At 42.3% G+C, this 22708-nt stretch carries 20 protein-coding genes and 1 riboswitch; of the genes, 16 read left to right on the top strand and 4 right to left on the bottom strand.

Annotated elements, in window-relative coordinates; translation table 11 throughout:
* A partial coding sequence (locus LKD41_RS12050) for a hypothetical protein (RefSeq protein WP_227701327.1) occupies positions 1-246 on the top strand: 246 nt, incomplete at its 5' end.
* Between the two features lie 39 nt (positions 247-285).
* On the opposite strand, the gene LKD41_RS12045 is transcribed toward LKD41_RS12050, so the two are convergent.
* Positions 286-1119, bottom strand: coding sequence for an AraC family transcriptional regulator (locus tag LKD41_RS12045; protein ID WP_227701326.1), 834 nt, complete (start codon positions 1117-1119; stop codon positions 286-288).
* Between the two features lie 207 nt (positions 1120-1326).
* Here LKD41_RS12045 and LKD41_RS12040 point away from each other — a divergent pair, with 207 nt between their 5' ends.
* From LKD41_RS12040 to nrdD, 5 genes are all read left to right on the top strand, one after another.
* The gene (locus LKD41_RS12040; RefSeq protein WP_227701325.1) at positions 1327-2511 is read left to right on the top strand and encodes a trans-sulfuration enzyme family protein; all 1185 of its coding nucleotides are present in this window, start codon (positions 1327-1329) and stop codon (positions 2509-2511) included.
* A 36-nt stretch (positions 2512-2547) separates the two neighbouring features.
* A complete protein-coding gene (gene dapF / locus LKD41_RS12035; RefSeq protein ID WP_022243023.1) occupies positions 2548-3408 on the top strand; it encodes a diaminopimelate epimerase in 861 nt (286 codons plus the stop codon).
* A 17-nt stretch (positions 3409-3425) separates the two neighbouring features.
* The gene (locus LKD41_RS12030) at positions 3426-4895 is read left to right on the top strand and encodes a UDP-N-acetylmuramoyl-L-alanyl-D-glutamate--2,6-diaminopimelate ligase (RefSeq protein WP_227701324.1); all 1470 of its coding nucleotides are present in this window, start codon (positions 3426-3428) and stop codon (positions 4893-4895) included.
* Between the two features lie 88 nt (positions 4896-4983).
* Positions 4984-5059, top strand: a riboswitch (cyclic di-GMP riboswitch).
* Positions 5060-5167: 108 nt separating this feature from the next.
* Positions 5168-7090: a type I pullulanase gene (pulA, locus tag LKD41_RS12025; RefSeq protein ID WP_227701323.1), complete on the top strand. Its 1923-nt coding sequence runs from the start codon at positions 5168-5170 to the stop codon at positions 7088-7090.
* A 94-nt stretch (positions 7091-7184) separates the two neighbouring features.
* On the top strand, positions 7185-9347 hold the full coding sequence (gene nrdD, locus LKD41_RS12020) for an anaerobic ribonucleoside-triphosphate reductase (RefSeq protein ID WP_227701322.1): 2163 nt from the start codon (positions 7185-7187) through the stop codon (positions 9345-9347).
* Positions 9348-9487: 140 nt separating this feature from the next.
* Here the strand turns inward: nrdD and LKD41_RS12015 are convergent, their stop codons facing one another.
* Entirely contained in the window at positions 9488-10846 is a 1359-nt protein-coding gene (locus LKD41_RS12015; protein ID WP_227701321.1) for an MATE family efflux transporter, read from the bottom strand.
* Positions 10847-11061: 215 nt separating this feature from the next.
* Between LKD41_RS12015 and LKD41_RS12010 the strand changes: the two genes are divergently transcribed.
* From LKD41_RS12010 to LKD41_RS11995, 4 genes are read left to right on the top strand one after another with little or no spacing between them, the layout of a single operon-like run.
* Entirely contained in the window at positions 11062-11565 is a 504-nt protein-coding gene (locus tag LKD41_RS12010; protein ID WP_022243018.1) for an RNA polymerase sigma factor, read from the top strand.
* Position 11566: 1 nt separating this feature from the next.
* On the top strand, positions 11567-12025 hold the full coding sequence (locus LKD41_RS12005; RefSeq protein ID WP_227701320.1) for a hypothetical protein: 459 nt from the start codon (positions 11567-11569) through the stop codon (positions 12023-12025).
* A gap of 1 nt (position 12026) precedes the next feature.
* A complete protein-coding gene (locus LKD41_RS12000; RefSeq protein ID WP_227701319.1) occupies positions 12027-12563 on the top strand; it encodes a hypothetical protein in 537 nt (178 codons plus the stop codon).
* A gap of 5 nt (positions 12564-12568) precedes the next feature.
* Entirely contained in the window at positions 12569-12886 is a 318-nt protein-coding gene (locus LKD41_RS11995) for a hypothetical protein (protein WP_022243015.1), read from the top strand.
* Between the two features lie 10 nt (positions 12887-12896).
* Here LKD41_RS11995 and LKD41_RS11990 read toward each other — a convergent pair whose 3' ends face one another.
* Positions 12897-13793 carry an AraC family transcriptional regulator gene (locus LKD41_RS11990; protein WP_227701318.1) on the bottom strand — a complete coding sequence of 299 codons (897 nt, stop codon included), beginning with the start codon at positions 13791-13793 and terminating at the stop codon, positions 12897-12899.
* 153 nt (positions 13794-13946) lie between these two features.
* Between LKD41_RS11990 and LKD41_RS11985 the strand changes: the two genes are divergently transcribed.
* The 6 genes from LKD41_RS11985 (at position 13947) to LKD41_RS11960 (ending at position 21532) form a co-directional block, all read left to right on the top strand.
* The gene (locus tag LKD41_RS11985) at positions 13947-14882 is read left to right on the top strand and encodes a glycoside hydrolase family 113 (RefSeq protein ID WP_227701317.1); all 936 of its coding nucleotides are present in this window, start codon (positions 13947-13949) and stop codon (positions 14880-14882) included.
* A 110-nt stretch (positions 14883-14992) separates the two neighbouring features.
* A complete protein-coding gene (locus tag LKD41_RS11980) occupies positions 14993-16720 on the top strand; it encodes a phospho-sugar mutase (protein ID WP_227701316.1) in 1728 nt (575 codons plus the stop codon).
* A gap of 3 nt (positions 16721-16723) precedes the next feature.
* A complete protein-coding gene (locus tag LKD41_RS11975; RefSeq protein WP_227701315.1) occupies positions 16724-17461 on the top strand; it encodes a hypothetical protein in 738 nt (245 codons plus the stop codon).
* Between the two features lie 40 nt (positions 17462-17501).
* Positions 17502-18149: an NUDIX hydrolase gene (locus LKD41_RS11970; RefSeq protein ID WP_227701314.1), complete on the top strand. Its 648-nt coding sequence runs from the start codon at positions 17502-17504 to the stop codon at positions 18147-18149.
* A gap of 9 nt (positions 18150-18158) precedes the next feature.
* On the top strand, positions 18159-20348 hold the full coding sequence (locus LKD41_RS11965; protein WP_227701313.1) for an alpha-galactosidase: 2190 nt from the start codon (positions 18159-18161) through the stop codon (positions 20346-20348).
* Between the two features lie 164 nt (positions 20349-20512).
* Entirely contained in the window at positions 20513-21532 is a 1020-nt protein-coding gene (locus LKD41_RS11960; RefSeq protein WP_227701312.1) for a LacI family DNA-binding transcriptional regulator, read from the top strand.
* Here LKD41_RS11960 and LKD41_RS11955 read toward each other — a convergent pair.
* Entirely contained in the window at positions 21480-22433 is a 954-nt protein-coding gene (locus LKD41_RS11955; protein WP_227701311.1) for a helix-turn-helix transcriptional regulator, read from the bottom strand. The genes LKD41_RS11960 and LKD41_RS11955 overlap by 53 nt on opposite strands.
* Positions 22434-22708: the final 275 nt, after the last annotated feature.

Genomic DNA, 22708 nt, shown 5'->3' with positions numbered 1-22708 from the left:
GCTGGCACAGGACGTGCCAGCGAGGCGCATCTGAACATGGATGTGAATATGCGCCGGTTGCCAGACGAACTTCTTAATTATCCGAAATTCCTAGTGCCCCTTGCAGGCGTTATGTGGCATCCGTATTCGACGGACAGTGGCACTATCTTATGTCAAAGCAACGGAAAGACTGCTTGCAGACAAGCAAAACATAATATTAAGAACTACTGGTATTTTGACGCACATAAACACACCTACTTCAAATAGCAAAGAAATTTCTGTTAAAATGTTATTCTTTCGCAGCACCTAAATCATTTCCCGTGGGGATTTTCCAAACTGCTTCTTATAGGCACGAAGAAAAGTAGAATAATTGTGAAAGCCGCAGGCAAAGCAGGCATCGGTTACTGCAGTGCCGGAGCTGATTAAATCCCTGGCAAAGAGAAGCCGCTTTGTGGAAAGATAATTTCCGATGGTATACCCGGTCTGCTCCTTAAAAGAATGCATCAGATAATAGCGGCTGGTAAAAAAGTGCTCTGCTAAAGAATCCACCGTAATATCTTCCGTCAGATGTTCATTCATATAGGTAAGAACCGACAGAATCTTTTCATTTGCCTGGAAGGAATCTTCATATTGCAGGGTGCCGGATAAGGCAGCCCGGTTTAAGTGAATCATAAATTCTAAGAAAAGCGTATTCTGGTAAATCTCATTGGCAAAGCTGTCTTCGGAAAAAGAGTGGACAAGCTCCATCATGGTATCTAAGAGCCGCCGTTCCTTCATGCCGGATAAATGCAGCACATTGGACGGCATGGCAGCGTCCGGAAGAAAGCATTGGTTTAAGAAAATAGTCTTATCGGATGATGTAACTGCAAAATCCGGAGAGACATAAATAATCATCCGCTCGTAGGGTGTGGTATCATGAATGACCGGGCGGTGGACTTCACCGGCACGGACAAGAACCAGATCCCCCGGGGTAAGCTGGTAGGATTTTCCTTCAATACAATAGGTGACATTGCCGCTTAGGAAAAAGAGCAGTTTGTGAAAATCATGATAATGAAAGTCGTAGGCAGACATTTCGTGGTCAGTCAGGTGAAATATCTTGAAATCATGATGAAGATATCCGGTTTTCTCATATTTTTTCATAAAAATCACATCCTATATACAAAGTCAATCTAGGAACAGTATAAAGCACGATTTGCAATAAGGAAAGCATTATTTTACTATCAATTTCAATAAAATGTTGGTATAATAATTGATATATGAAAAAGGACAAGTGCATCAATAGACGGTTGTCCTGTTAGAAATGAAAATATCTGGTGGGTAATTAAGACGAAGAAAGGCGGTAACAATATGAAAAACTTCAGCAACTATACCGATTACAGTACAAAAGAGGATTTACATTTTGAATCCAAGGCAGTACATGGAGCATTAGGAACGGAACCATTAACCGGCGCAGTCAGCATGCCAATCTTTCAGGCAGCAACCTTCCGTCATCCGGAATTAGGACAGACAACAGGATTTGCCTATAGCCGTCTTGAGAATCCGACCAGACAGGAATTAGAGCGTACCATGGCAATTTTAGAGGGCGGTATCCAGGGATTTGCATTTTCCTCCGGACAGGCTGCAAATATGGCAGTATTTTCCTTATTAAATCCGGGTGAGCATGTAATTCTTTCCGATGATATTTATGGTGGAACCTTCCGTATCATTGGAGATGTATTTGGAAAATATGGAATCGAGCATACTTATGTAGATATGTCTGAATTAGACGAAGTAAAGGCAGCTATCCGCCCGAATACAAAAATGTTCTTCGTTGAGACACCGACCAATCCGATGATGAAGGTGGCAGACATTCATGCCATTTCTGAAATCGCAAAATCCATCGGAGCATTAACCGTTGTAGATAATACATTTTTAACACCATATTTCCAGAAACCGCTGCAGTTGGGAGCTGACATTGTAACCCATAGTTCAACAAAATATCTGGGGGGACACAATGACACCATTTCCGGAATCGTAGTGGTAAAGGATAACAAAGAAATCGCAGATAAGATTCACATCCATATCAAATCCCATGGAAGCCAGCTGGCACCGTTAGACAGCTGGCTGGTATTAAGGGGAATCAAGACCCTTGCAGTCCGTATGGAACGTCACAATGAGAATGCCAGGAAGGTTGCAGAGTGGCTTCGTACACAGCCGAAGGTAAAGAAAGTATATTATGTTGGTTTTGAAGACCATAAGGATTACGAAGTAACCTGCCGTCAGACAACAGGATTTGGCGGAATGATTTCCTTTACCGTAGACAGCTATGAGACCGTTAAGAAGATTCTTAAAAATGTAGATATGATTATGTTTGCAGAGAGTCTTGGCGGAACAGAGACCTTAATCACATATCCGACCACACAGACTCATGAGGATACACCGCTTGATGTAAAAGAGAAGCTTGGTATTACAGACTGTTTCCTTCGTATGTCAGTAGGAATTGAAAATGTGGATGATATCATTGCAGATTTAGACCGGGCAATGAATGCTTAAGAAAAATAAAGGAAAGAGAAAGCAAGGAGAAAATAAATGAAATTTACAAAGATGCAGGCATTTGGAAACGATTATGTATATATCGATGCCATTCATCAGCATCTTGACAATCTGCCGGAGCTTGCGAGATTCGTAAGTGACCGGCATTTTGCCATTGGTTCTGACGGAATGGTATTGATTTGTCCGTCCGAAAAAGGGGATTTCCGGATGCGGATGTTTAACCCGGATGGAACAGAGGGCGAGATGTGTGGAAATGCATTGCGCAGCGTAGGAAAATATGTATACGACCACAGACTGACGGATAAAACAGACCTTGTAATTGAAACCTTAGGCGGCATGCAGCATCTGAACTTAACCGTAACGGACGGTCTGGTAAGCAATATCAGAGCAGATATCGGAGCACCGAGAATGTCTGCAAAAGTGATTCCGGTCAACACAAAGCTGGATGAATTTGTAGAGCAGCCGGTACAGGTGCTGGATAAGACCTTCCATATTACGGCAGTATCCTGGGGCAACCCGCATTGTGCCATGTATGTAGACAGCGTGGCAGACCTTGATGTAGAAAAATACGGAAAAACCATTGAACATATGACAGAGCTTTTTACCAATAAGACCAATGTAACTTTTGTGGAATTTGTTCGCAGGGATTATGTGAAAATCCGGGAATGGGAAAGAGGAACCGGAGAGACTATCGGATGCGGAACCGGATGCTGTACTGCAGTGGTAGCCGGCGTATTAACCGGACGCTTAGACCGGAAAGTAACGGTAGAGCAGATTGGCGGACCGCTCTATATTGAGTGGGAGGAAGAAAGCGGACATATGTTTATGACCGGACCTTCCCATACGGTATTTGAATCGGAAATTGATGCAAGCCACATTATCGGAACAGCGGAATAATACATTAGGAGAGAAGTATGAAATTAGCAGAAATATGTGAAGAATTGACCTATACCTGCCTGCAGGGAGAGATGGAGAAAGAAATCAGTGATATTATCTATGATTCGAGAAAAGTAGAAAAAGACACCATATTTGTCTGTATGGTAGGAGCTGTTGTAGACGGACATGACTTTGTTGAAGATGCGGTAAAGAAAGGTGCTGCAGCCCTTGTGGTAGAGCATGCAGTAGAAACTGATATTCCGGAGAACTGTACGGTTCTTCAGGTAGAAGATGCCCGTTATGCCCTGGCAATTATGTCGGCTGCTTTCTTTGGGCACCCGGACAGAGAGCTTACTACCATTGGACTGACCGGAACCAAAGGAAAGACCACTACTACTTATATGATAAAGAGCGTTTTAGAAGAAGCCGGTAAGAAAGTCGGACTGATTGGAACCATCGGTGCCCTGATCGGCGAGGAGAAGCTTCCGGCAAAGAATACCACACCGGAATCTTATGAATTACATAAGATGTTCCGTGCCATGGTAGATGCGGGCTGTGAATATGTAGTAATGGAAGTATCCTCCCAGGGACTTAAGATGCACCGCGTGGCAGGAATTGTATTTGATTATGGAATCTTTACCAACTTATCACCGGATCATATCGGACCAAATGAGCATGCTAGCTTTGAAGAATATCAGGAATGCAAGAGTCTCTTATTCCGTCAGTGCAAAGAGGGAATCGTAAATGCAGATGATGAGCACGTAGATGGAATTATCAAAAATCATACCTGTAAGCTTCATACCTTCTCCTGTAAGAAAGACGCAGACCTGATGGCGGGAGCTGTTGGATATCTGGATGAAGAGGGACAGATTGGAATGCATTTTACCACTACCGGCTGTATGAATGTTTATGCAGTGGTTCATATTCCGGGAAGCTTTTCAGTATACAATTCACTGGTAACCATGCTGACCTGTCATCTGGCAGGAATTTCCGATGAGGCAATTTTACGTGGACTGGATAAAGTAAAAGTCAGAGGCCGTGTGGAATTAGTTCCGGTTTCCAAAGATTTTACGGTAATTATAGACTATGCTCATAATGAAGTCAGCACAAGAAGCGTGCTTACCACATTAAAAGAGTATCATCCGAAACGTTTAATCTGTGTCTATGGTGGCGGTGGAAACCGTTCCAAGCTGCGCCGCTATGACATGGGAGAAGTGACAGGAGAACTGGCAGATTTAAGCGTGCTGACCTGTGATAATCCAAGAGATGAAGAAATCCGCGACATCAACAGCGATATTAAGATTGGCCTTGCAAAGAGCAACGGAAAATATATCGAAATCGATGACCGCAAAGCAGCCATCAAATATTGTATCGAAAATGCCAAAAAGGGTGATATGATAGTGCTGCTTGGAAAAGGTCATGAAGATTATCAGGAAATCAAAGGTGTAAAATATCATTTTGATGAAAGAGAAGCCATTGCCGAAATCAAAAAAGAGTTAAATCTATAATTCACATATGCGAATTATACTGAAATATAAGAATTGCAATAAGTAACCGGAGTCATTGACTTATAATTGTGCCACCATTATAATAAAGATTATGTATCAGCAAAACAGGTGAAAGCCTGTGACGCAAAGCTATAGGGTCTTTGAAATGACAGCCAGTTGCAAGAAGGAAGCATCCGTGCATTGGTGGAAGCTTCCTTTTTTCGGTTATGCGGGAAATGCGCAAAGTGTGTTTCCTGTAGCCGTACGCAGGTAACGAGGGAAAGGAAACAAATATGCAGAAGTTTGATTATGAAGTATACACAGGAAATGATTTAGGAGCGGTATACTCACCGAAAATGACAAGATTTAAGGTCTGGGCACCAGAGGCAGAATCCGTGAAGCTGAACCTTTATAAACAGGGCGAAGGAGATAATCTCATAGAACAGCATATTATGAAGAAGTCAGCAAACGGTACTTACGTTTTTGAAAAACAGGGAGATTGTAATGGAATCTACTATACCTATACAGTAGTAAATCACGGGGAAGAGCAGGAGGCAGTAGATCCGTATACAAAAGCTGCAGGGGTAAACGGGCAGCGCGGTATGGTTATCAATCTGGCAAAGACAAACCCACAGGGCTTTGAACTGGATGGGTACCGGAATCCGGAGCATATCACAGATGCCATTATCTATGAAGGCAGTGTCAGGGATTTTACGATGGATGAATCCAGCGGCGTATTTCATAATGGAAAGTTCTTAGGCCTGACGGAAGCTAATACTACAAATCATTTTGGAGAAGCAACGGCACTTGATTATATTAGTGGCCTTGGTGTGACACATGTACAGATTCTTCCGGCATTTGATTTTGAGACTGTAGATGAGAAAAATCAGAAAGCACAGTATAACTGGGGATATGATCCGGATAATTATAATGTTCCGGAAGGTTCTTATGCAGTCAGCCCATATGATGGAGCAGTGCGGATTCAGGAAATGAAACAGATGGTGCTGGCTTTGCACAGCAGAGGAATCGGAGTGATTATGGATGTGGTCTTTAATCATACCTATCGAAGGGATGATTCCAACCTTCAGAAGATAGTGCCGGGTTATTATTATAGAAGTGATGAGACCGGATATACCAACGGCTCCGGCTGTGGCAATGAAGTGGCCAGTGACCGTCCGATGGTGCAGAAATTAATTGTAGATTCCTTGATTTACTGGGCAAAGGAATATCATATCGATGGATTTCGCTTTGATTTGATGGGCGTTCTGGATATTGATACGATGAATGTTATTGCAGAGCGGTTAAAAGAAATACGTCCGGATATCTACCTTTACGGAGAAGGCTGGAACGGTGGCCCATCTTCCCTGGCAGAGGAGAAACGTGCATTTAAAGCCAGTGCGAAAAAGATGCCGGGAATCGGCATGTTCAATGATGACATCCGTGATACCATAAAAGGAAGCGTATTCTATGATGATCATCTGGGCTTCGTTAATGGCGGCACCCATCTGGAAAATGCATTGCGCTATGGCATTACAGGAGCAGTCGCACATCCACAGGTAGATTATGATGCCTATGGCAGTAAGCCGTGGGCGAAAGAGCCGGGACAGAGTATTAATTATGTCTCCTGTCATGATAACTATACCCTGTGGGATAAATTATCCGTCTCCTGCCCGGAGGCATCGGAAGAAAAGAAGAAAGCCATGAACCGGTTGTGCGCAGCCATTGTATTTACTTCCCAGGGTGTGCCTTTTATCCAGGCAGGTGAAGAATTCCTCCGCAGCAAACCGCTGCCGGAGAAAAAAGGTTTTGCAGAAAACAGCTATAATATGCCGGATGCGGTAAACAGCATCAAGTGGGATAATATACATGAATATCCGGATATGATAGCATACTATAAGGGCTTGATGGCACTGCGGAAAGCCCATCCGGTATTCCGTATGCAGAGTGAAGCGGAAATGACACAGAATCTCTGCTTCTTATCAGATACACCGGAAAATGTTGTGGCATATCTTTTAAAGGGAAAAGGTGCAGATGATACACCAGAAAACATTTTGGTAATATTCAACGGAAATGATGAAGAGATTTTGTATAATTTGCCGGAAGGAAAATGGAAAATTCTGGTGGATGACAAAACGGCAGGTGCAGACGGCAAAAAAAATATTTCCGAAAAGACCGATGTAGAGCCGCTTTCCGCTCTTGTATTAGAAAAAGAATAAACAATTTGGCACAATACCTTGAAAAGATAATTTAATCTGATACAATATATAGTATACGCGTTGAAAATGAATTATTTTGAATAGGGGTGCGAATATGAAAATCATAAAGAGAAGTGGGACGGAAGTTATATTTGATAAAGAGAAGATTTTATCGGCTGTGTGTAAAGCCAATGAAAGTGTGGTAGACAGCGAGCGTATGACAGAGGCACAGATTAATGCCATTGGTGAAAATGTGGAGAAGGCATGTAATACCATGAACCGTGCATTAACCGTAGAAGAGATTCAGGATCTGGTGGAGAACCTGATTATGAATCAGCGTGCGTATACGGTAGCCAGAAATTATATTACTTACCGCTATAAACGTGCTCTGGTAAGAAAGACCAATTCTACCGACGACCAGATTCTGACGCTGCTTGCCTGCAAGAATGAGGAAGTAAAGCAGGAAAACAGCAACAAGAATCCAACGGTAAGCAGTGTGCAGCGTGATTATATGGCAGGAGAAGTCAGCAAGGATATTACCAAGCGCTTCCTCCTGCCACAGGATATTGTAGAGGCTCATGAGCAGGGAATTATACATTTCCACGATTCCGATTATTTTGCACAGCATATGCATAACTGCTGTCTGGTTAATTTGGAGGATATGCTGCAGAATGGAACCGTAATCAGTGAGACCATGATTGATAAGCCAAAGAGCTTTGAGACTGCCTGCAATATTGCAACCCAGAGTATTGCCCAGATTGCAAGTTCCCAGTATGGGGGACAGAGTATTTCGCTGGCACATTTAGCTCCGTTTGTCAATGTGAGCCGTCAGAAATTCCGGCGTCAGGTAGCAGCAGAATTTGAAGCGGCAGGACTGGAATTAATAGAAGAACAGATTAATAAAGTAGCAGAGATTCGTGTAAAAGACGAAATCAAGCGCGGCGTCCAGATGATTCAGTATCAGGTTATCACACTGATGACCACCAATGGACAGGCTCCGTTTGTAACAGTCTTTATGTATATTGATGAAGTACCGGAAGGACAGGTAAGAGACGACCTTGCAGCGATTATTGAAGAAGTCTTAAAGCAGAGAATTCTTGGTGTGAAAAATGAGCAGGGCATCTACATTACACCGGCATTCCCAAAGCTGATTTATGTGCTGGAAGAGGATAATGTTGAGCCGGATTCCAAGTATTATTATCTGACAGAGCTGGCTGCAAAATGTACCGCAAAGCGTCTGGTACCGGATTATATTTCAGAAAAAATCATGAAACAGCTGAAAGAGGGCAACTGCTATCCATGTATGGGCTGCCGTTCTTTCTTAAGCGTATACAAGGATGAAGAAGGAAAGCCGAAGTATTACGGACGGTTCAATCAGGGTGTCGTAACACTGAATCTGGTGGATATTGCATGTTCCTCCGGCGGAGATATGACCCGTTTCTGGGAAATCTTCGATGAGCGTCTGGAATTATGCTATCGGGCATTGATGGCAAGACATAACCGCCTGAAGGGAACACCTTCTGATGTGGCACCGATTCTCTGGCAGTATGGTGCACTGGCCCGTCTTAAGAAGGGCGAGACCATAGACAGGCTTTTATATGGCGGCTATTCCACTATCTCTTTAGGCTATGCAGGATTGTGTGAATGTACCCGTTATATGACCGGTAAATCCCATACTAATCCGGAAGCAACACCATTTGCACTGGCAGTGATGCAGCATTTAAATGATGCCTGCGATAAGTGGAAGACAGAGACAAATATTGCTTTCAGTGTATATGGGACACCGCTTGAGTCTACGACCTATAAATTTGCAAAATGTTTACAGAAGCGTTTCGGAATTATTCCGGGCGTTACGGATAAGAGTTATATTACCAACAGCTATCATGTTCATGTGACAGAACATATTGACGCATTCAAGAAGCTTGGTTTTGAAGCAAAGTTCCAGGAGCTTTCCCCGGGCGGCGCAATCAGCTATGTGGAAGTGCCGGATATGCAGGATAATATTGAGGCGGTACTGTCTGTCATCCGTTATATTTATGACCATATTATGTATGCAGAACTGAATACCAAGAGTGATTATTGTATGGAATGTGGTTACAATGGCGAGATTAAAATTGTGACAGACAAATACGGCAAGTTGGTGTGGGAATGCCCAAGCTGTGGTAACCGTGACCAGGATAAGATGAATGTGGCAAGACGTACCTGTGGTTATATCGGAACCCAGTTCTGGAATCAGGGAAGAACTCAGGAAATCAAAGACCGTGTATTACATTTATAAAGAAAATTTAGAAAAAGGAGTACTTTAAAGTTGGCTCCATAAAAATACCCCGGAAACAGAAAGATTCATTCTTTGGAAGAAGGAACCATCTGCTTCCGGGGTTTCATTTTAGCAAACATTTCAATCATGCGACAGATTTTCTATACTGCACTTTTTCGGAATAACTTCCTGCGCAGCAGGTAATAGGCAAGGAGCATCATGCTTCCGGTCAGCACCCAGGAAATCGGATAGATAATCATAACTACCCAGAACTCATGGAAATACCGACAGACGGTAGATACCCAGATGAGCCGTAGGACACAGGAACCGAAAACGGTAATCAGTGCAGGCGACAGGGAATGTCCCAGTCCACGCATGGCGCCTCCGCTGATTTCATAGGTAGAAGTCAAAAGCTCTAAGGCTGTTGCAATTAACAGGCGCTGGACGGCAAAGGTAAGTACCTTCGGGTCGTTGCTGTAGAGGTGCAGGAAGAAGCCCCGTCCTAAGATGAAGACACTGGAAAGGAGTCCGCAGAAGATAAGGGAAAATATCATATTTAAACGGAATACCTTTTTGCAGCGGTCATATTTACCGGCACCGTAATTCTGGCTGGTGAAAGTAACGGTTGTCTGGGCAAAAGCATTTACCACAAAATAGGAAAAATATTCAAAGTTTAACGATGCGGCAGAACCGGCGACAGCATCAGAGCCGAAGCTGTTAATGGTGCTCTGGATGCAGACATTGGCAATGGAAAAGACCATACCCTGCAATCCGGCAGGAACGCCGATGACAAGAATCTTCTTTAATTCATGCCAGGAGATGGCAAGTGCCTTTGGCTCTAAACGAATCGGATCATCCTCATGCAGAAGGATGTAAATCAGGATTCCGGAGCTTACAATATTCGAAACCACGGTAGCGATAGCAACACCGGATACGCCAAGGTGGAAGACAATGACCAGAACAAGGTTCAGTCCGGTATTGATAACACCGGCTGCAATCAGTGCATAAAGCGGCCGTCTGCTGTCTCCGGTGCTTCTAAGAATCGAGGAACAGAAGTCATATAACAGAATGAATGGCATACCAAGGAAGTAAATCCGAAGGTATAAGACCGCAAGGTCAATGACATCATCCGGTGTTCCCATCAGCACCAGAACCGGTCTTGCAATAAACTGTCCCAAAACCAGCAGGAAAATGCCACCAGCCAGAGCCACCACAATGGCAGTGTGAATGGCTGCTTTGATATTCTTATGGACACCCTGACCGATATACCGGGAAATAATAACATTCGAACCCAGTGAAATACCGATAAAAAGGTTAATCATCAAAGCAATCAGGGAACTGTTGCTTCCCACGGCAGCTAAAGCCTGGCTGCTGGCAAAGTTGCCGACGACAGCGGTATCAACAGAGTTAAAAAGCTGCTGTAAGATACTGCTGGCAGCCAGCGGCAGCGCAAAAATCAAAATTTTATTCCATAAAGCTCCATGTGTCATATCAATGGAGTTTTTCTTCTTTTCCATCATTTAAATCCCTCGTATATTAGATGTATTGGCAATTGCTCTATCATTTATGATAACCACAATGATTATAGTTTCACGGAAAAGAAAAGTCAATAGAATGGATTCCGGATAGAATAAATTAAAAAAATATTGATTTTTTGAAAAAATTGAAGACAATAGAAAAAGATACTCGTTATATATTATGAGAACGTTCTTAAGAGACAAGGAGGTGGATAAAAATGTGTCAGGAACCATTTACGCAGATGGTTCATAAATACCAGAATCTGGTATTTTCTATTTGCGTTAAGATGACCGGAGATTACTTTGCAGCAGAAGATTTGACGCAGGAAACATTTTTATCTGCCTACCGGCACAAGGAAGAGTTCGACGGTAAGAATGAGAAAGCTTGGCTTTGCAGAATTGCTTCGAATAAATGTATTGATTACAGCAGACAGGCGGCAAGGCGGATGGTGCCCACCGAAGACGAAGTCTTAGGAAGCCATCCTGCGAGAGCGGGAGGACCGGAAGAGCAATGCATCGAAGAGGTGGTCCGGGAAGAACTGCAGGAAAAATGCGGACAGTTGAAACCACCTTATGATGAAATCGCAAAGCTGTACTTCTGTGAAGAACATCCTGCCGGCGAGATAGCAGAGTTAAAGCAGAAGAATTTGAAAACCGTGCAGACACAGATATACCGGGCGCGGGCAATGCTTAGAAAACTATATGGAAAGGAGCGGAGCTGATATGAGAAAAGAAGATATACAGGAGTATTTAAGTGACGAAGCGTTAGAGGCACTGATTCGGGAAACAGAAGAAGGACCGATGATAAAAGCACCGGAATATTTAGAAGAAAATATTCTACATAAAATTGAGCAGCAGCAGAAGGTTATTGTATACAAAGAAAAAGTGTCAGCGAAGCGGAAGCTCCTGACTTATAGCATGAAAGTAATGGTTGCGGCGGCAGCGGCAATCGCATTTCTGGTTGTAGTTCCTACGGTGGAGCAGCAGAGCAGACCAAACATGGAAACTTATGTGGCAGAAGCAAAAGAGCAGGTCAATAAGGACTTACAGGAACAGAAAGAGAAAGCGAAAAAGCGTAGTGAAGAGCAGAATTTCTTACAAAGTGTAAATGATGCGTCCAGTGCATTTTGCAATTTTATTATTGAGACGACAAATGGATGGTTTTTAAAGGAGGAAAGATAACATGACGAAAAAGAGAAATGGATTTTTAAGATTTTGCTGTTCCCTTTTACCGGGAGCAGGGGAAATGTATATGGGATTTATGAAAATGGGCTTAAGCCTGATGTCGATGTTCTTTGGCATTATTGTAGCAGCATCCATTTTTGAACTTGGACCGCTGGCAGTGCTTGCAGTAATTGCATGGTTTTACAGCTTCTTCCATGTACACAATTTAGCAGGCTTATCCGATGAAGAATTCTATGCCGTGGAGGATGATTATTTATTCCATTTAAGTGGAGAAGGCGAGAAAGATAAATCCTTTGTAAAGCGTTATCGTACCATTATTGCAGTCGTGCTGATTCTGCTTGGTATTATGTTAATCTGGAACAGCTTCTATTGGATGATTGCAAATTTAATTCCGGATGAAACGGTCTGGGTACTTCAGGAAATCAGTTACCGGCTTCCAAGACTGCTGGCAGGAATTGCAATTATAGCAGCAGGAATTTATCTGGTTCATGGTAAGAAAAAATCCCTTGAGGAAGAAGAAACAAAGGAGGCATAAGGAAAATGGATGAGAATGTGAAAGAAGTACGCACCCACAGAGTGGGCAGCATTACCTTAGGAAGTACACTGGTTTTATTTGGAATCCTGTTTCTGGTGCATCTGTTTGTGCCAGTATTGACCTATGAAATCATTTTCCATATCTGGCCATGTATCTTTCTCCTGCTTGGAATAGAAATCCTTCTTGCCAACCGGAAGAAGAATGTGGAATTTGTCTATGATGGTAAGGCGGTATTCCTTACCATCATATTAACCTTCTTTGCCATGCTGATGGCAGGAGCAGATGTGGTAATCCAGCAGGCAGATATTTATATGCACCTTTAAGAATGTTCTTTTAAGAGGAATGCTCCATCCGGTATTGTTTGGGTGTCATTTTGTGCTTGCTTCGGAAAGCCTTAATAAAATGGCTGCAATCGGAAAAGCCGGTTTCCTGACTGATATAATTCAAGTCAAGATTGGTAAAGAGCAGCAGATCCTCAGCCTTACAAAGGCGGATAAATTCAATATATTTTTTACAGGACTGGCCATAGAGTTCCCGGAAGCTTTTGGCAAAATAGGAATAACTCATATTACACATTCTGGCAAGGTCTTCCACCTTTAATGGCTCCTGGGCATGAGCGTCGATATATTCCGTAATGGAGTGTATGGACGCTTCTTCTGTGTTTTGCGGAATAGCCAGAGCTTTATCCGTATTAAAACCCTGTGCCCGCCAGATACGCAGGATAAAGGTTAAAAGGGAATTAATCTGGGACTGTACCAGAATCCGGTAACCGTATTCCTGCTGCTGCATTTCGTGTTCACAGGAGGAAAAGATTCCGGCAATGGGATAGTCTGTTAACATCGCTTTGGAAAAATATTTCGGAGCATGGGAATCACCCTTTGCCAGATTAAAAAGTGATACAAAATTAATCCCGGAAAAAGTGGTGCTTAATGCATTGCCGGATGGTGCAAGCTGGTTTAAGTCGAATTTCATGACATAATAAACCAATGGCTGCTCTGTGGCAGTATAGATAGAATGGATTGCCTGTGGAAGAAATAATGTCATATCACCTTCTTCTAATACATAAGTATCATCATCACAGTTGATGATGGCGGTGCCTTCTAACATATACAGAATCTCAACAAAATAATGCCAGTGGGACCGGATAGGAAAAGAATGGATTCTCGTATTAAATAAGAAACATTCAAAAGGAACATTCAGCCGGTCGCTGTATTCAAAAAGTGAATTCATAAAGTCGTCCCCCAATATATTTAAAATAAATGAATTCCTGCCATAAGAGATTTTTACTATTTTTATAATAAATCATTATAGCAAGATTCCAGGGCGAATGCTATAGTTTCCATCATAAAAAGTCATTGAAAGAGGAGAAAGGAAACACTTACCATGGAATATATCTGCGGCATGACATATGCACCATTTGCAAGAAAAGGGAGCTATCAGGAGAAGAGTGCTTTTGACAGCTTAAAGAAAATGAAAGAAAATACCAACAGCAATTTTGTTATCTTAGCACCCAACGGATTGCAGGACACGGCACAGTCGGAAGAGATTTGTTATACTTCTGAAGCAACGGTGTCAGATGATGAATTAAAGGGCATGATTGACTATGCGAAAGAGCTTGGTATGCGTGTGGCATTAAAGCCTACGGTAAACTGCAAAAATGGAACCTGGCGCGCCCATGTAAATTTCTTTGATGAAGACGTAGTCTGTGAACCAAAGTGGTGCAACTGGTTTGAATCTTATACCGAATTTCAGCTTCATTATGCGAGGCTGGCAAAAGAAATGGGTGTGGAAATGCATATTGCAGGCTGCGAAATGGTTATGGCAGAGCACAGGGAAGCAGAGTGGCGGAAGCTGATTGCTGATATCCGGAGTGAATTTGACGGACTTGTTTCCTATAATACCGATAAATATCAGGAGCATAATGTGAAATGGTGGGATGCGGTAGATGTGATTTCTTCCAGCGGATATTATCCATTGGAGGACTGGGAGAAGCAGCTTGACCGGATTGAAGCGGTGGTAAAGAAATTTCAAAAACCATTTTTCTTTGCAGAGGCAGGATGTATGTCTATCGTGGATTCTAATAAAGTGCCAAATGACTGGGCGGTGCAGGGAGAAGCAGATGCTAAGGGGCAGGCAGACTGGTATGAAGCAATGTTTGAAGCCTGCTTAAAAAGAGAATGGGTGAGGGGCATGGCATTCTGGTCCTGGAACAGTCATCTCTACACGAAGAATGCTGCCCTAAAGAGAAAAGATTATGAAATATATGCAAAACCAGCGGAGAAAATCGTGAAAAAATACTACGATTCTATTCAAAAGTAACAAAAAGTTAAAAAACCTAAAATAACTTAAAAATCCTTATACACAAACTTAAATTAATTTGCTATAATTAACTAACAAAAGTAAATTTAAGGAAGGATGAGGGTATTAACATGGATTACAGAGCAGTATATGAAAAATGGTGTAACGATACATATTTTGATGAGGCAACCAGAGCAGAGCTTAAGGCATTAGAGGGACAGGAAGCAGAAATTGAAGACCGCTTCTATCGTCAGTTAGAGTTTGGTACCGGTGGTTTAAGAGGAGTTATTGGAGCCGGAACTAACCGCATGAATGTCTATACCGTGCGTCAGGCGACCCAGGGACTTGCAAATTACATTGTAAGCCAGAACGGACAGAAGAAGGGGGTTGCCATTGCATATGATTCCAGAATTATGTCTCCGGAATTTGCGCAAGAAGCAGCACTTTGCTTAAATGCAAACGGTATTGTAACTTATAAATTTGAATCCTTAAGACCGACACCGGAGCTTTCCTTTGCAGTGCGTGAATTAGGCTGCATTTCCGGTATTGTCATTACAGCAAGCCACAATCCAAGAGAGTATAACGGATATAAAGTATACTGGGAAGACGGTGCGCAGATTACTCCGCCACATGATAAAAATATTTTAGCGGAAGTTGCGAAAGTAACGGATTTTGCCCAGGTGAAGACCATGCGTGAAGAAGAGGCAACAGCAGCAGGACTTTACCATATCATCGGTAAAGAATTGGATGACCGTTACATGGCTGAATTAAAGAAACAATCCATTCATCCGGAAATCATTAAGAAGATGGCAAAGGACATTAAGATTGTATATACACCATTACATGGAACAGGAAACCTTCCGGTCCGGAGAGTATTAAAGGAATTAGGTTTTGAACAGGTTTATGTAGTACCGGAACAGGAACTTCCGGATGGTAATTTTCCAACAGTATCTTATCCGAATCCGGAATCTCCAAAGGCATTTGAGTTAGCATTAAAACTTGCAAAGAAAGTAGATGCAGATATCGTTCTGGCAACAGACCCGGATGCAGACCGTCTTGGTGTCTATGCAAAGAATACCGCAACCGGCGAATATGTAAGCTTTACCGGAAATATGTCTGGTATGCTGATTGCAGAATACATTTTAAGAGAAAGAAAAGAAACAGGAACACTGCCACAGAATGCAGCACTGGTAGAAACCATTGTTACTACAGATATGGCAAAAGCAGTTGCAGCAGCTTACGGCGTAAAGATTATTGAAGTATTAACCGGATTTAAATATATCGGAGAACAGATTAAATTATTCGAGCAGAACAATTCCTATTCTTATGTATTTGGCTTGGAAGAAAGCTATGGATGTCTGGCAGGAACCTATGCAAGAGATAAGGATGCCTGCGTGGCAGTTATGATGCTCTGCGAAGTAGCTTCTTTCTATAAGAACCAGAATAAGACACTCTGGGATGCCATGTTAGACATGTATGAGAAATACGGTTATTATAAAGAAGGCTTAGAGACCATGACCTTAAAGGGAATGGACGGAGCACAGCAGATTCAGAACATGATGACAAAAATGCGTGAACATGTACCGGCAGAAATCGGTGCGCATAAAGTTCTTGCCATCCGTGATTATAAGACCGGAATCCGTAAGGATTTGGAAAATGGCAAAGAAGAGCCTGCAGGATTACCGGAATCTAACGTATTATATTATGAACTGAGCAACCACGCATGGTGCTGTGTAAGACCTTCAGGAACAGAGCCAAAGATTAAATTCTACTTTGGTGTAGTGGGAGAATCCTTAGAAGATTCTGCTGATAAATTAGAAGAATTGAAAAATGCCATGTTAGCCTATGCAGAGGAGTAAATAGTGGGAGAAAGAAAAAGGGATGATAATTACCGCCCGGTAAAAACAGCACTGGGAGAAGATTCTGATTTCTATCAGAAACCGGAAATCAAAACAGAAAAGCAGAAATGGTCGGAGCTTTCGAAAAAGCAAAAGCGGCGTTACTTCCGGGATTATTACCTGTGGAAGACCCTGGGCGTGGCTCTTGGTGTGTTTATTGTGGCATTTTTGATTATTCATTTTGCCACAAAGACCACTATGGTCATGGGAGTGATGGCAGTTAATACTGATGGCACCCATATTGAAGCCACAAGCCCGGACTATTTTAATGATTTTCTGGAAGCAAACGGCGTGAATCCGAAAAAGGAAAAAGTTAATTTAAACTATACCATCTGGATTGATCCGAATTCCGGTGAGAGCGTGGATACTACCAGCTTAGAGACGATACAGACGCTGTTTATGACCCGGTCTGTGGATGTATTCTTTTCGGATGAAACCTTTTTCAAATGTATGGCAGGAACCGATTATCTGGTAGACATCCGGGATTATCTGCCGGAAGAACTGATTGAAAAATATCAGGACGATATCGTCTGGACAGAAGTGGAAGAGACCGGAGAGACCATTGCAGCAGGCATCCGCCTTAGAGACAATGCTTGGGTAAAGGCAACCGGCTGGTATGACGGCGAGGTTGTCGTGGGAATGGCAGACGGCATGAAGAGCCCGGAGCTTGCGACTGCTTTGATGGAAGAGATTTTAAAATAAGTAAAGAAATAAAAAATAAAGCAATAAAAAGATAAAGTATGTGCAGGAGAAAGGAAAAGCCGTGCAGGAAGAGAAGAAAAAGTATGGTCATGTAACAAAACTTACAGAGAATCCGTTTCTGAATCTGTATCAGATTGATGCCATAGCAAGAGACGGAGCACATTTTGATTACTATTTTGCCTCCCGGAATGATGCTGACCGGATTAAACATAAGACCCACAGCATGCAGCCGGAAGGAATGGCGGTCTATGCAGTGACAGAAGATGGCAGGAAAATTGTTCTGGTGCGGCAGTACCGCTATCCATTAAATGATTATATTTATGAACTTCCGGCAGGATTGATTGAAGCCGGAGAACGGACGGAAGATGCAGCAGTACGGGAAATGAAAGAAGAGACCGGACTGACACTTAAAGTCTATGAAGGTGGAGCGGCATGTTTCCGGAGAGGCTTTTTCTTAGCGCAGGGAATGAGTGATGAAAGCGGCAGCATGGTGTTTGGAACAGTAAGAGAAGAAAATGGCATACAGTATCTTGAAAATACCGAAGATATGGAAGTGATTCTGGCAGACCGCACCATGGTAAAGAAGATTTTGGAAACGGAACGCATTACAATCCGCTGTGCCTTTCTTCTGATGCAGTTTTTGAAAGCAGACCCGAAGACACCATTTGAATTTTTAGAGATAGAGTAAGGAGCATATATGGCAATCACATATTTAGAAGAAGAGAGACTGTTTCAGTTAGATACAGAAAACACCAGTTATATCATTGGAATCGTGGACGAAGAAAATTTTGTAGGGCATGTATATTATGGAAAGAAAATAAGATGCACCAATGCGGCATATCTGATGCGCACAGGAGAAGCACCATTCGTTCCATCGGTAAATAACAGGGAACGACTTTCATTCTTAGACAGTTTTCCAATGGAATATCCGGGCAATGGATTGGGCGATTACCGGGAAAGTGCAATCGAGGTAAAGACTGTAAAGGGACATGCCGGAATACAGCTTGGTTATGAGTCCTATGAGATTTTAAATGAGAAACCGGAACTAAAGGGACTTCCGTCCACTTTTGCAGGAGAAGAGGCCTGCCAGACACTGGTATTGCATTGCGAAGATGCAGTGCTTGATTTGCGGGCAGACCTTCTTTATACCGTATTTGAAAAAGAAAATGTGATTACCAGAAGCGTAGTGCTCCACTATGATGGAACAGAACCATTATTTCTTACAAAAATTATGTCCGCTTCACTGGATATGGATAATAAGGAATATGAGATGGTTACCCTTCATGGCTCCTGGGCAAAAGAACGGCAGATAGAATACCGGCAGATTGGTTATGGAAAACAGAGTGTAGGTTCTGTAAGAGGAGAATCTTCCCATCAGGAACATCCATTCCTTGCTTTAAAAGAAAAGAGTGCTACGGAAGATACTGGTTCTGTATATGCCATGCACTTTGTATATTCCGGCAACTTCCTGGCACAGGCAGAATTATCCCAGTTTGATTCGGTACGTATGATGATGGGAATCCATCCGGAGCAGTTCTGTTTTAAATTGGAGCAGGGTGATGATTTCTATGCACCGGAGGTTGTACTTACCTATTCTGCAGCAGGGCTTGGACAAATGACAAGAAATCTTCACAATTTGTACCGGAATCATCTGATACGGGGTGAATATAAAGATAAGAAACGTCCAATTCTCATCAATAACTGGGAAGCAACTTATTTTGATTTTGATACAGATAAACTGCTTGGCATTGCAAAACGTGCATCCGAACTTGGCATTGAAATGTTAGTTATGGATGACGGCTGGTTTGGACACCGCAATGATGACAGCACAAGCCTTGGAGACTGGATTGTCAATGAGAATAAAATCAAGGGCGGACTGAAAAATCTGGTAGATAAAGTCAATGCCCTTGGCATGAAATTTGGTATCTGGTTTGAACCGGAGATGATATCACCGGATTCAAGATTGTATGAAGAGCATCCGGACTGGGCAATTGCAATTCCAGGACGGAAGGCAAGTCTATGCCGGAATCAGTATGTACTGGATTTATCAAGAAGAGACGTAATTGAACATACATATGAAAGCGTTGCAGCTATTTTGCGGAGTGCCAATATTGAATATGTAAAGTGGGATATGAACCGTCAGCTTTCTGATGTCGGCAGTGCAGTACTGCCGGAAGACAGACAGGGCGAGTTGTTGCACCGCTATGTGCTGGGTGTTTATGAATTACAGGAACGTCTGTTAAAAGAATTCCCGCATCTTCTGCTAGAAAACTGCTCTGGTGGTGGCGCAAGATTTGATCCGGGAATGTTATATTACAGTCCTCAGATCTGGTGCTCAGATGATACAGATGCAATAGAGCGTTTGAAGATTCAGGAAGGCACAATGCTTATTTATCCGCTTTCTACGATGGGAGCACATATTTCGGACTGCCCGAACCATACGGTTGGAAGAGTAACACCGTTTGAAACAAGAGGTTATGTTGCACTGGCAGGAACGTTTGGCTATGAGCTTGATATTACGAAGATATCAGAAGAAGAGCAGGCGATGATTCCACAGCAGACGAAGATGTATCACAAGTATAACGACCTCATCCGCAGAGGAGATTATTACCGGCTGGCGTCTTTTAGCAGAAATCATGAGTACGACGCTTATATGGTTGTGTCGAAAGATAAGAAAGAAGCACTGGTTACTTATGTGCAGGTACTGGCACAGCCAAACTGCCATAGCCGTAAACTTACACTGAAGGGACTTTCAGATGAGATGAACTACGAAGTAGAAGGAACGGATGAAGTATATGCCGGTGATCTTCTGATGAATGCCGGAATGCTGATAGGACGTGGACAGGGTGATTTTAAAGGAAAACTGATTCATCTGATGGCAGAATAATCAGGATATACAGAAAGGATAAGGAAAATGGATTGGAGATAGCTGCTTTGCTTGACAAGTGGCTGGATAGTAATTAAAATTTAATCAGATATATGGTTAAATGCATAAGAAATTTACTTAATGTTATGTTAACTATAAAGAATAGGAAACAGGGGTACAGATAAATGGCAAAAGCAGTAAAACTTGCGGATATTGCAGAGATTGTGGGAGTCAGCACGGTAACAGTGTCAAAAGCACTGTCCGGTCAGAAGGGCGTGAGTGAAGAAGTCCGGGAGAGAATCCGTCAGGTGGCAGATGAACTTGGCTATAAGCAGCCTTCCATGGTGAAGAAGAGCCAGCCGAACCGGAGCTATAATCTTGGAATATTGATCAGTGAACGGTTCCTGGATAAATATGAGTCTTTTTATTGGCAGATGTATCAGGCTGTGGCAACAAAGGCAACAGCCAAGGAATGCTTTACGATGCTGGAGGTTATCAGCATTGAAGATGAAGAAGAGGAAAGACTGCCTAAGCTGGTGCAGGAACGTAAAGTGGATGGTATCATTGTCATTGGTAATGTGACAGATGGATATCTGAAAATCCTGAATCATGGTTCCGGTGTTCCGGTTATTTACCTTGATTATTATAACGGAAGAGAGGCAAGTGATTCTGTTATTTCCAATAGTTATTATGGAACGTATGAACTGACAAATTATCTGTACCAGATGGGACACCGCAAGATTGCCTACGTTGGAACGCTGCTTGCAACAGAAAGTATTACAGACCGTTATTTTGGATACCAGAAGGCACTGTTAGAGCATGGACTGGAATATAGAAAAGACTGGATTATAGATGACCGGCATATTGAAACAGGAAAGATTGATGTAGTAAATATGCTGAAACTTCCAAAAGACATGCCGACAGCATTTGTATGTAACTGTGATCTGACTGCCAGCATGTTGATAAAAAAACTGGAAGAAAATGGATATCGTATTCCACAGGACATTTCTGTGGTAGGATTTGATAACTACCTTTATCCGGGTCTTTCTGATGTGAAGATTACAACTTATGAAGTAGATATCAAAGAGATGGCCCGCCGGGCAATCCATAATATTGTAAAGAAAATCAGTAATGATAATTACAAACCGGGAGTTACTGTGGTGGAAGGCCGCCTGGTTTGTAAGGAGAGCGTAGCTCGCGTATAGAAGCCGGGACTGCCTGTTTGAAGACAAATGGGGTGGTCCCGGTAAATTTTTTGAAAAGATGAATAAAATGATTGGTATTGTCAATGCCGACAGCAGAACCGACTTCATGTACCGGCATATCGGAATCTAAGAGCAGTTCTTTGGCAGCTTCAATCCGCCTTTGATTGAGGTATTGAAGAGGCGAGCTGGAAAAGGCGGCAGAGAATTCCCGGCAGAGCCGGTAACGGCTGATGCCGGTAAATTCTTCGAAGTAGGCAAGAGAATATTCCTGTTCATAATGATTGTCGAAGGCTTCTTTCATATTTACAAGATAGTCGGCAACAGGCTTCTTAGGGTCAGACTGTTTCAGGGCAGAAAGAATCATTTCGGTGAAAATGTCATGAAGCTTCTTATTACAAAGCAGAATATCTTTTAAGGAAGGTTCTGATGGCATTGCAGCAAGTTCCGAAAAAAGCATTGGAATAGAAGAACCTGCGGGAACCGGATAAAGAATATCATAAACTGCCTGAAAGAGTTCGTAATAGGAAGCAAGTGCATTTCCGGAAATAAAAAATAAGTAAAACTTCCAGTTGTGTCCTTTATGTTCAATGGAAAAAGGCTTTGTACAGTCAAAAAACAGACAATGACTGGCATCAGCAGTATAAACGGTCTCGTTAACAGAGAAGGCTCCACTTCCGGAAATGGTATAAATAAGGAGATGGGCAGGAAAAGGATTAAAAATATAATGAACCGGAGTTGTGAAATTGATTTTTCCACCGGCAGGAATGGTAAGAAGGACATTGACTGAGGGAGCAGCTTCCGGGAAAAAATAAAAATCCTTGAGGAAATCATCTGCTACAGCCCGGTCAGATAACTTTGATTTGTTCTTTATAGAGTTAAAAAAAGTGTTTTTAAAATCCATAATGCCCCTCCATTGCTTAATAAAAATGGTAAAACAATTTAGCCTGTCATTATTATAGTTAAAAAAACAGGTAACTGCAAGCATAAAGTTAACTTTAAAAAGCTAAAGATAACTTAAAAATAACTTAACCAAGCTAAATTAATTGAAAAAACGCCTTTGTTTTGTGCAACAATGCTAAAAACAAACGTATAAATTTGGCTAAAACGAAGAAAACGACGAAAAACGCAAGAAAGAAAGATTAAAAACAAGAATGATTGATGATTAATTAGTTTAAA

This window comes from Roseburia sp. CLA-AA-H209 (assembly GCF_020687575.1).
Taxonomy (GTDB): domain Bacteria; phylum Bacillota; class Clostridia; order Lachnospirales; family Lachnospiraceae; genus Roseburia_C; species Roseburia_C amylophila.
This window is presented reverse-complemented; position numbering and strand designations above follow the sequence as displayed.

Excerpts from the sequence above, each read along its gene's own strand:
- LKD41_RS12045 (WP_227701326.1), bottom strand. The coding sequence starts at position 1,119 with ATGAAAAAATATGAGAAAACCGGATATCTTCATCATGATTTCAAGATA.
- LKD41_RS12040 (WP_227701325.1), top strand. The coding sequence starts at position 1,327 with ATGAAAAACTTCAGCAACTATACCGATTACAGTACAAAAGAGGATTTA.
- dapF (WP_022243023.1), top strand. The coding sequence starts at position 2,548 with ATGAAATTTACAAAGATGCAGGCATTTGGAAACGATTATGTATATATC.
- LKD41_RS12030 (WP_227701324.1), top strand. The coding sequence starts at position 3,426 with ATGAAATTAGCAGAAATATGTGAAGAATTGACCTATACCTGCCTGCAG.
- pulA (WP_227701323.1), top strand. The coding sequence starts at position 5,168 with ATGCAGAAGTTTGATTATGAAGTATACACAGGAAATGATTTAGGAGCG.
- nrdD (WP_227701322.1), top strand. The coding sequence starts at position 7,185 with ATGAAAATCATAAAGAGAAGTGGGACGGAAGTTATATTTGATAAAGAG.
- LKD41_RS12015 (WP_227701321.1), bottom strand. The coding sequence starts at position 10,846 with ATGATGGAAAAGAAGAAAAACTCCATTGATATGACACATGGAGCTTTA.
- LKD41_RS12010 (WP_022243018.1), top strand. The coding sequence starts at position 11,062 with ATGTGTCAGGAACCATTTACGCAGATGGTTCATAAATACCAGAATCTG.
- LKD41_RS12005 (WP_227701320.1), top strand. The coding sequence starts at position 11,567 with ATGAGAAAAGAAGATATACAGGAGTATTTAAGTGACGAAGCGTTAGAG.
- LKD41_RS12000 (WP_227701319.1), top strand. The coding sequence starts at position 12,027 with ATGACGAAAAAGAGAAATGGATTTTTAAGATTTTGCTGTTCCCTTTTA.
- LKD41_RS11995 (WP_022243015.1), top strand. The coding sequence starts at position 12,569 with ATGGATGAGAATGTGAAAGAAGTACGCACCCACAGAGTGGGCAGCATT.
- LKD41_RS11990 (WP_227701318.1), bottom strand. The coding sequence starts at position 13,793 with ATGAATTCACTTTTTGAATACAGCGACCGGCTGAATGTTCCTTTTGAA.
- LKD41_RS11985 (WP_227701317.1), top strand. The coding sequence starts at position 13,947 with ATGGAATATATCTGCGGCATGACATATGCACCATTTGCAAGAAAAGGG.
- LKD41_RS11980 (WP_227701316.1), top strand. The coding sequence starts at position 14,993 with ATGGATTACAGAGCAGTATATGAAAAATGGTGTAACGATACATATTTT.
- LKD41_RS11965 (WP_227701313.1), top strand. The coding sequence starts at position 18,159 with ATGGCAATCACATATTTAGAAGAAGAGAGACTGTTTCAGTTAGATACA.
- LKD41_RS11960 (WP_227701312.1), top strand. The coding sequence starts at position 20,513 with ATGGCAAAAGCAGTAAAACTTGCGGATATTGCAGAGATTGTGGGAGTC.
- LKD41_RS11955 (WP_227701311.1), bottom strand. The coding sequence starts at position 22,433 with ATGGATTTTAAAAACACTTTTTTTAACTCTATAAAGAACAAATCAAAG.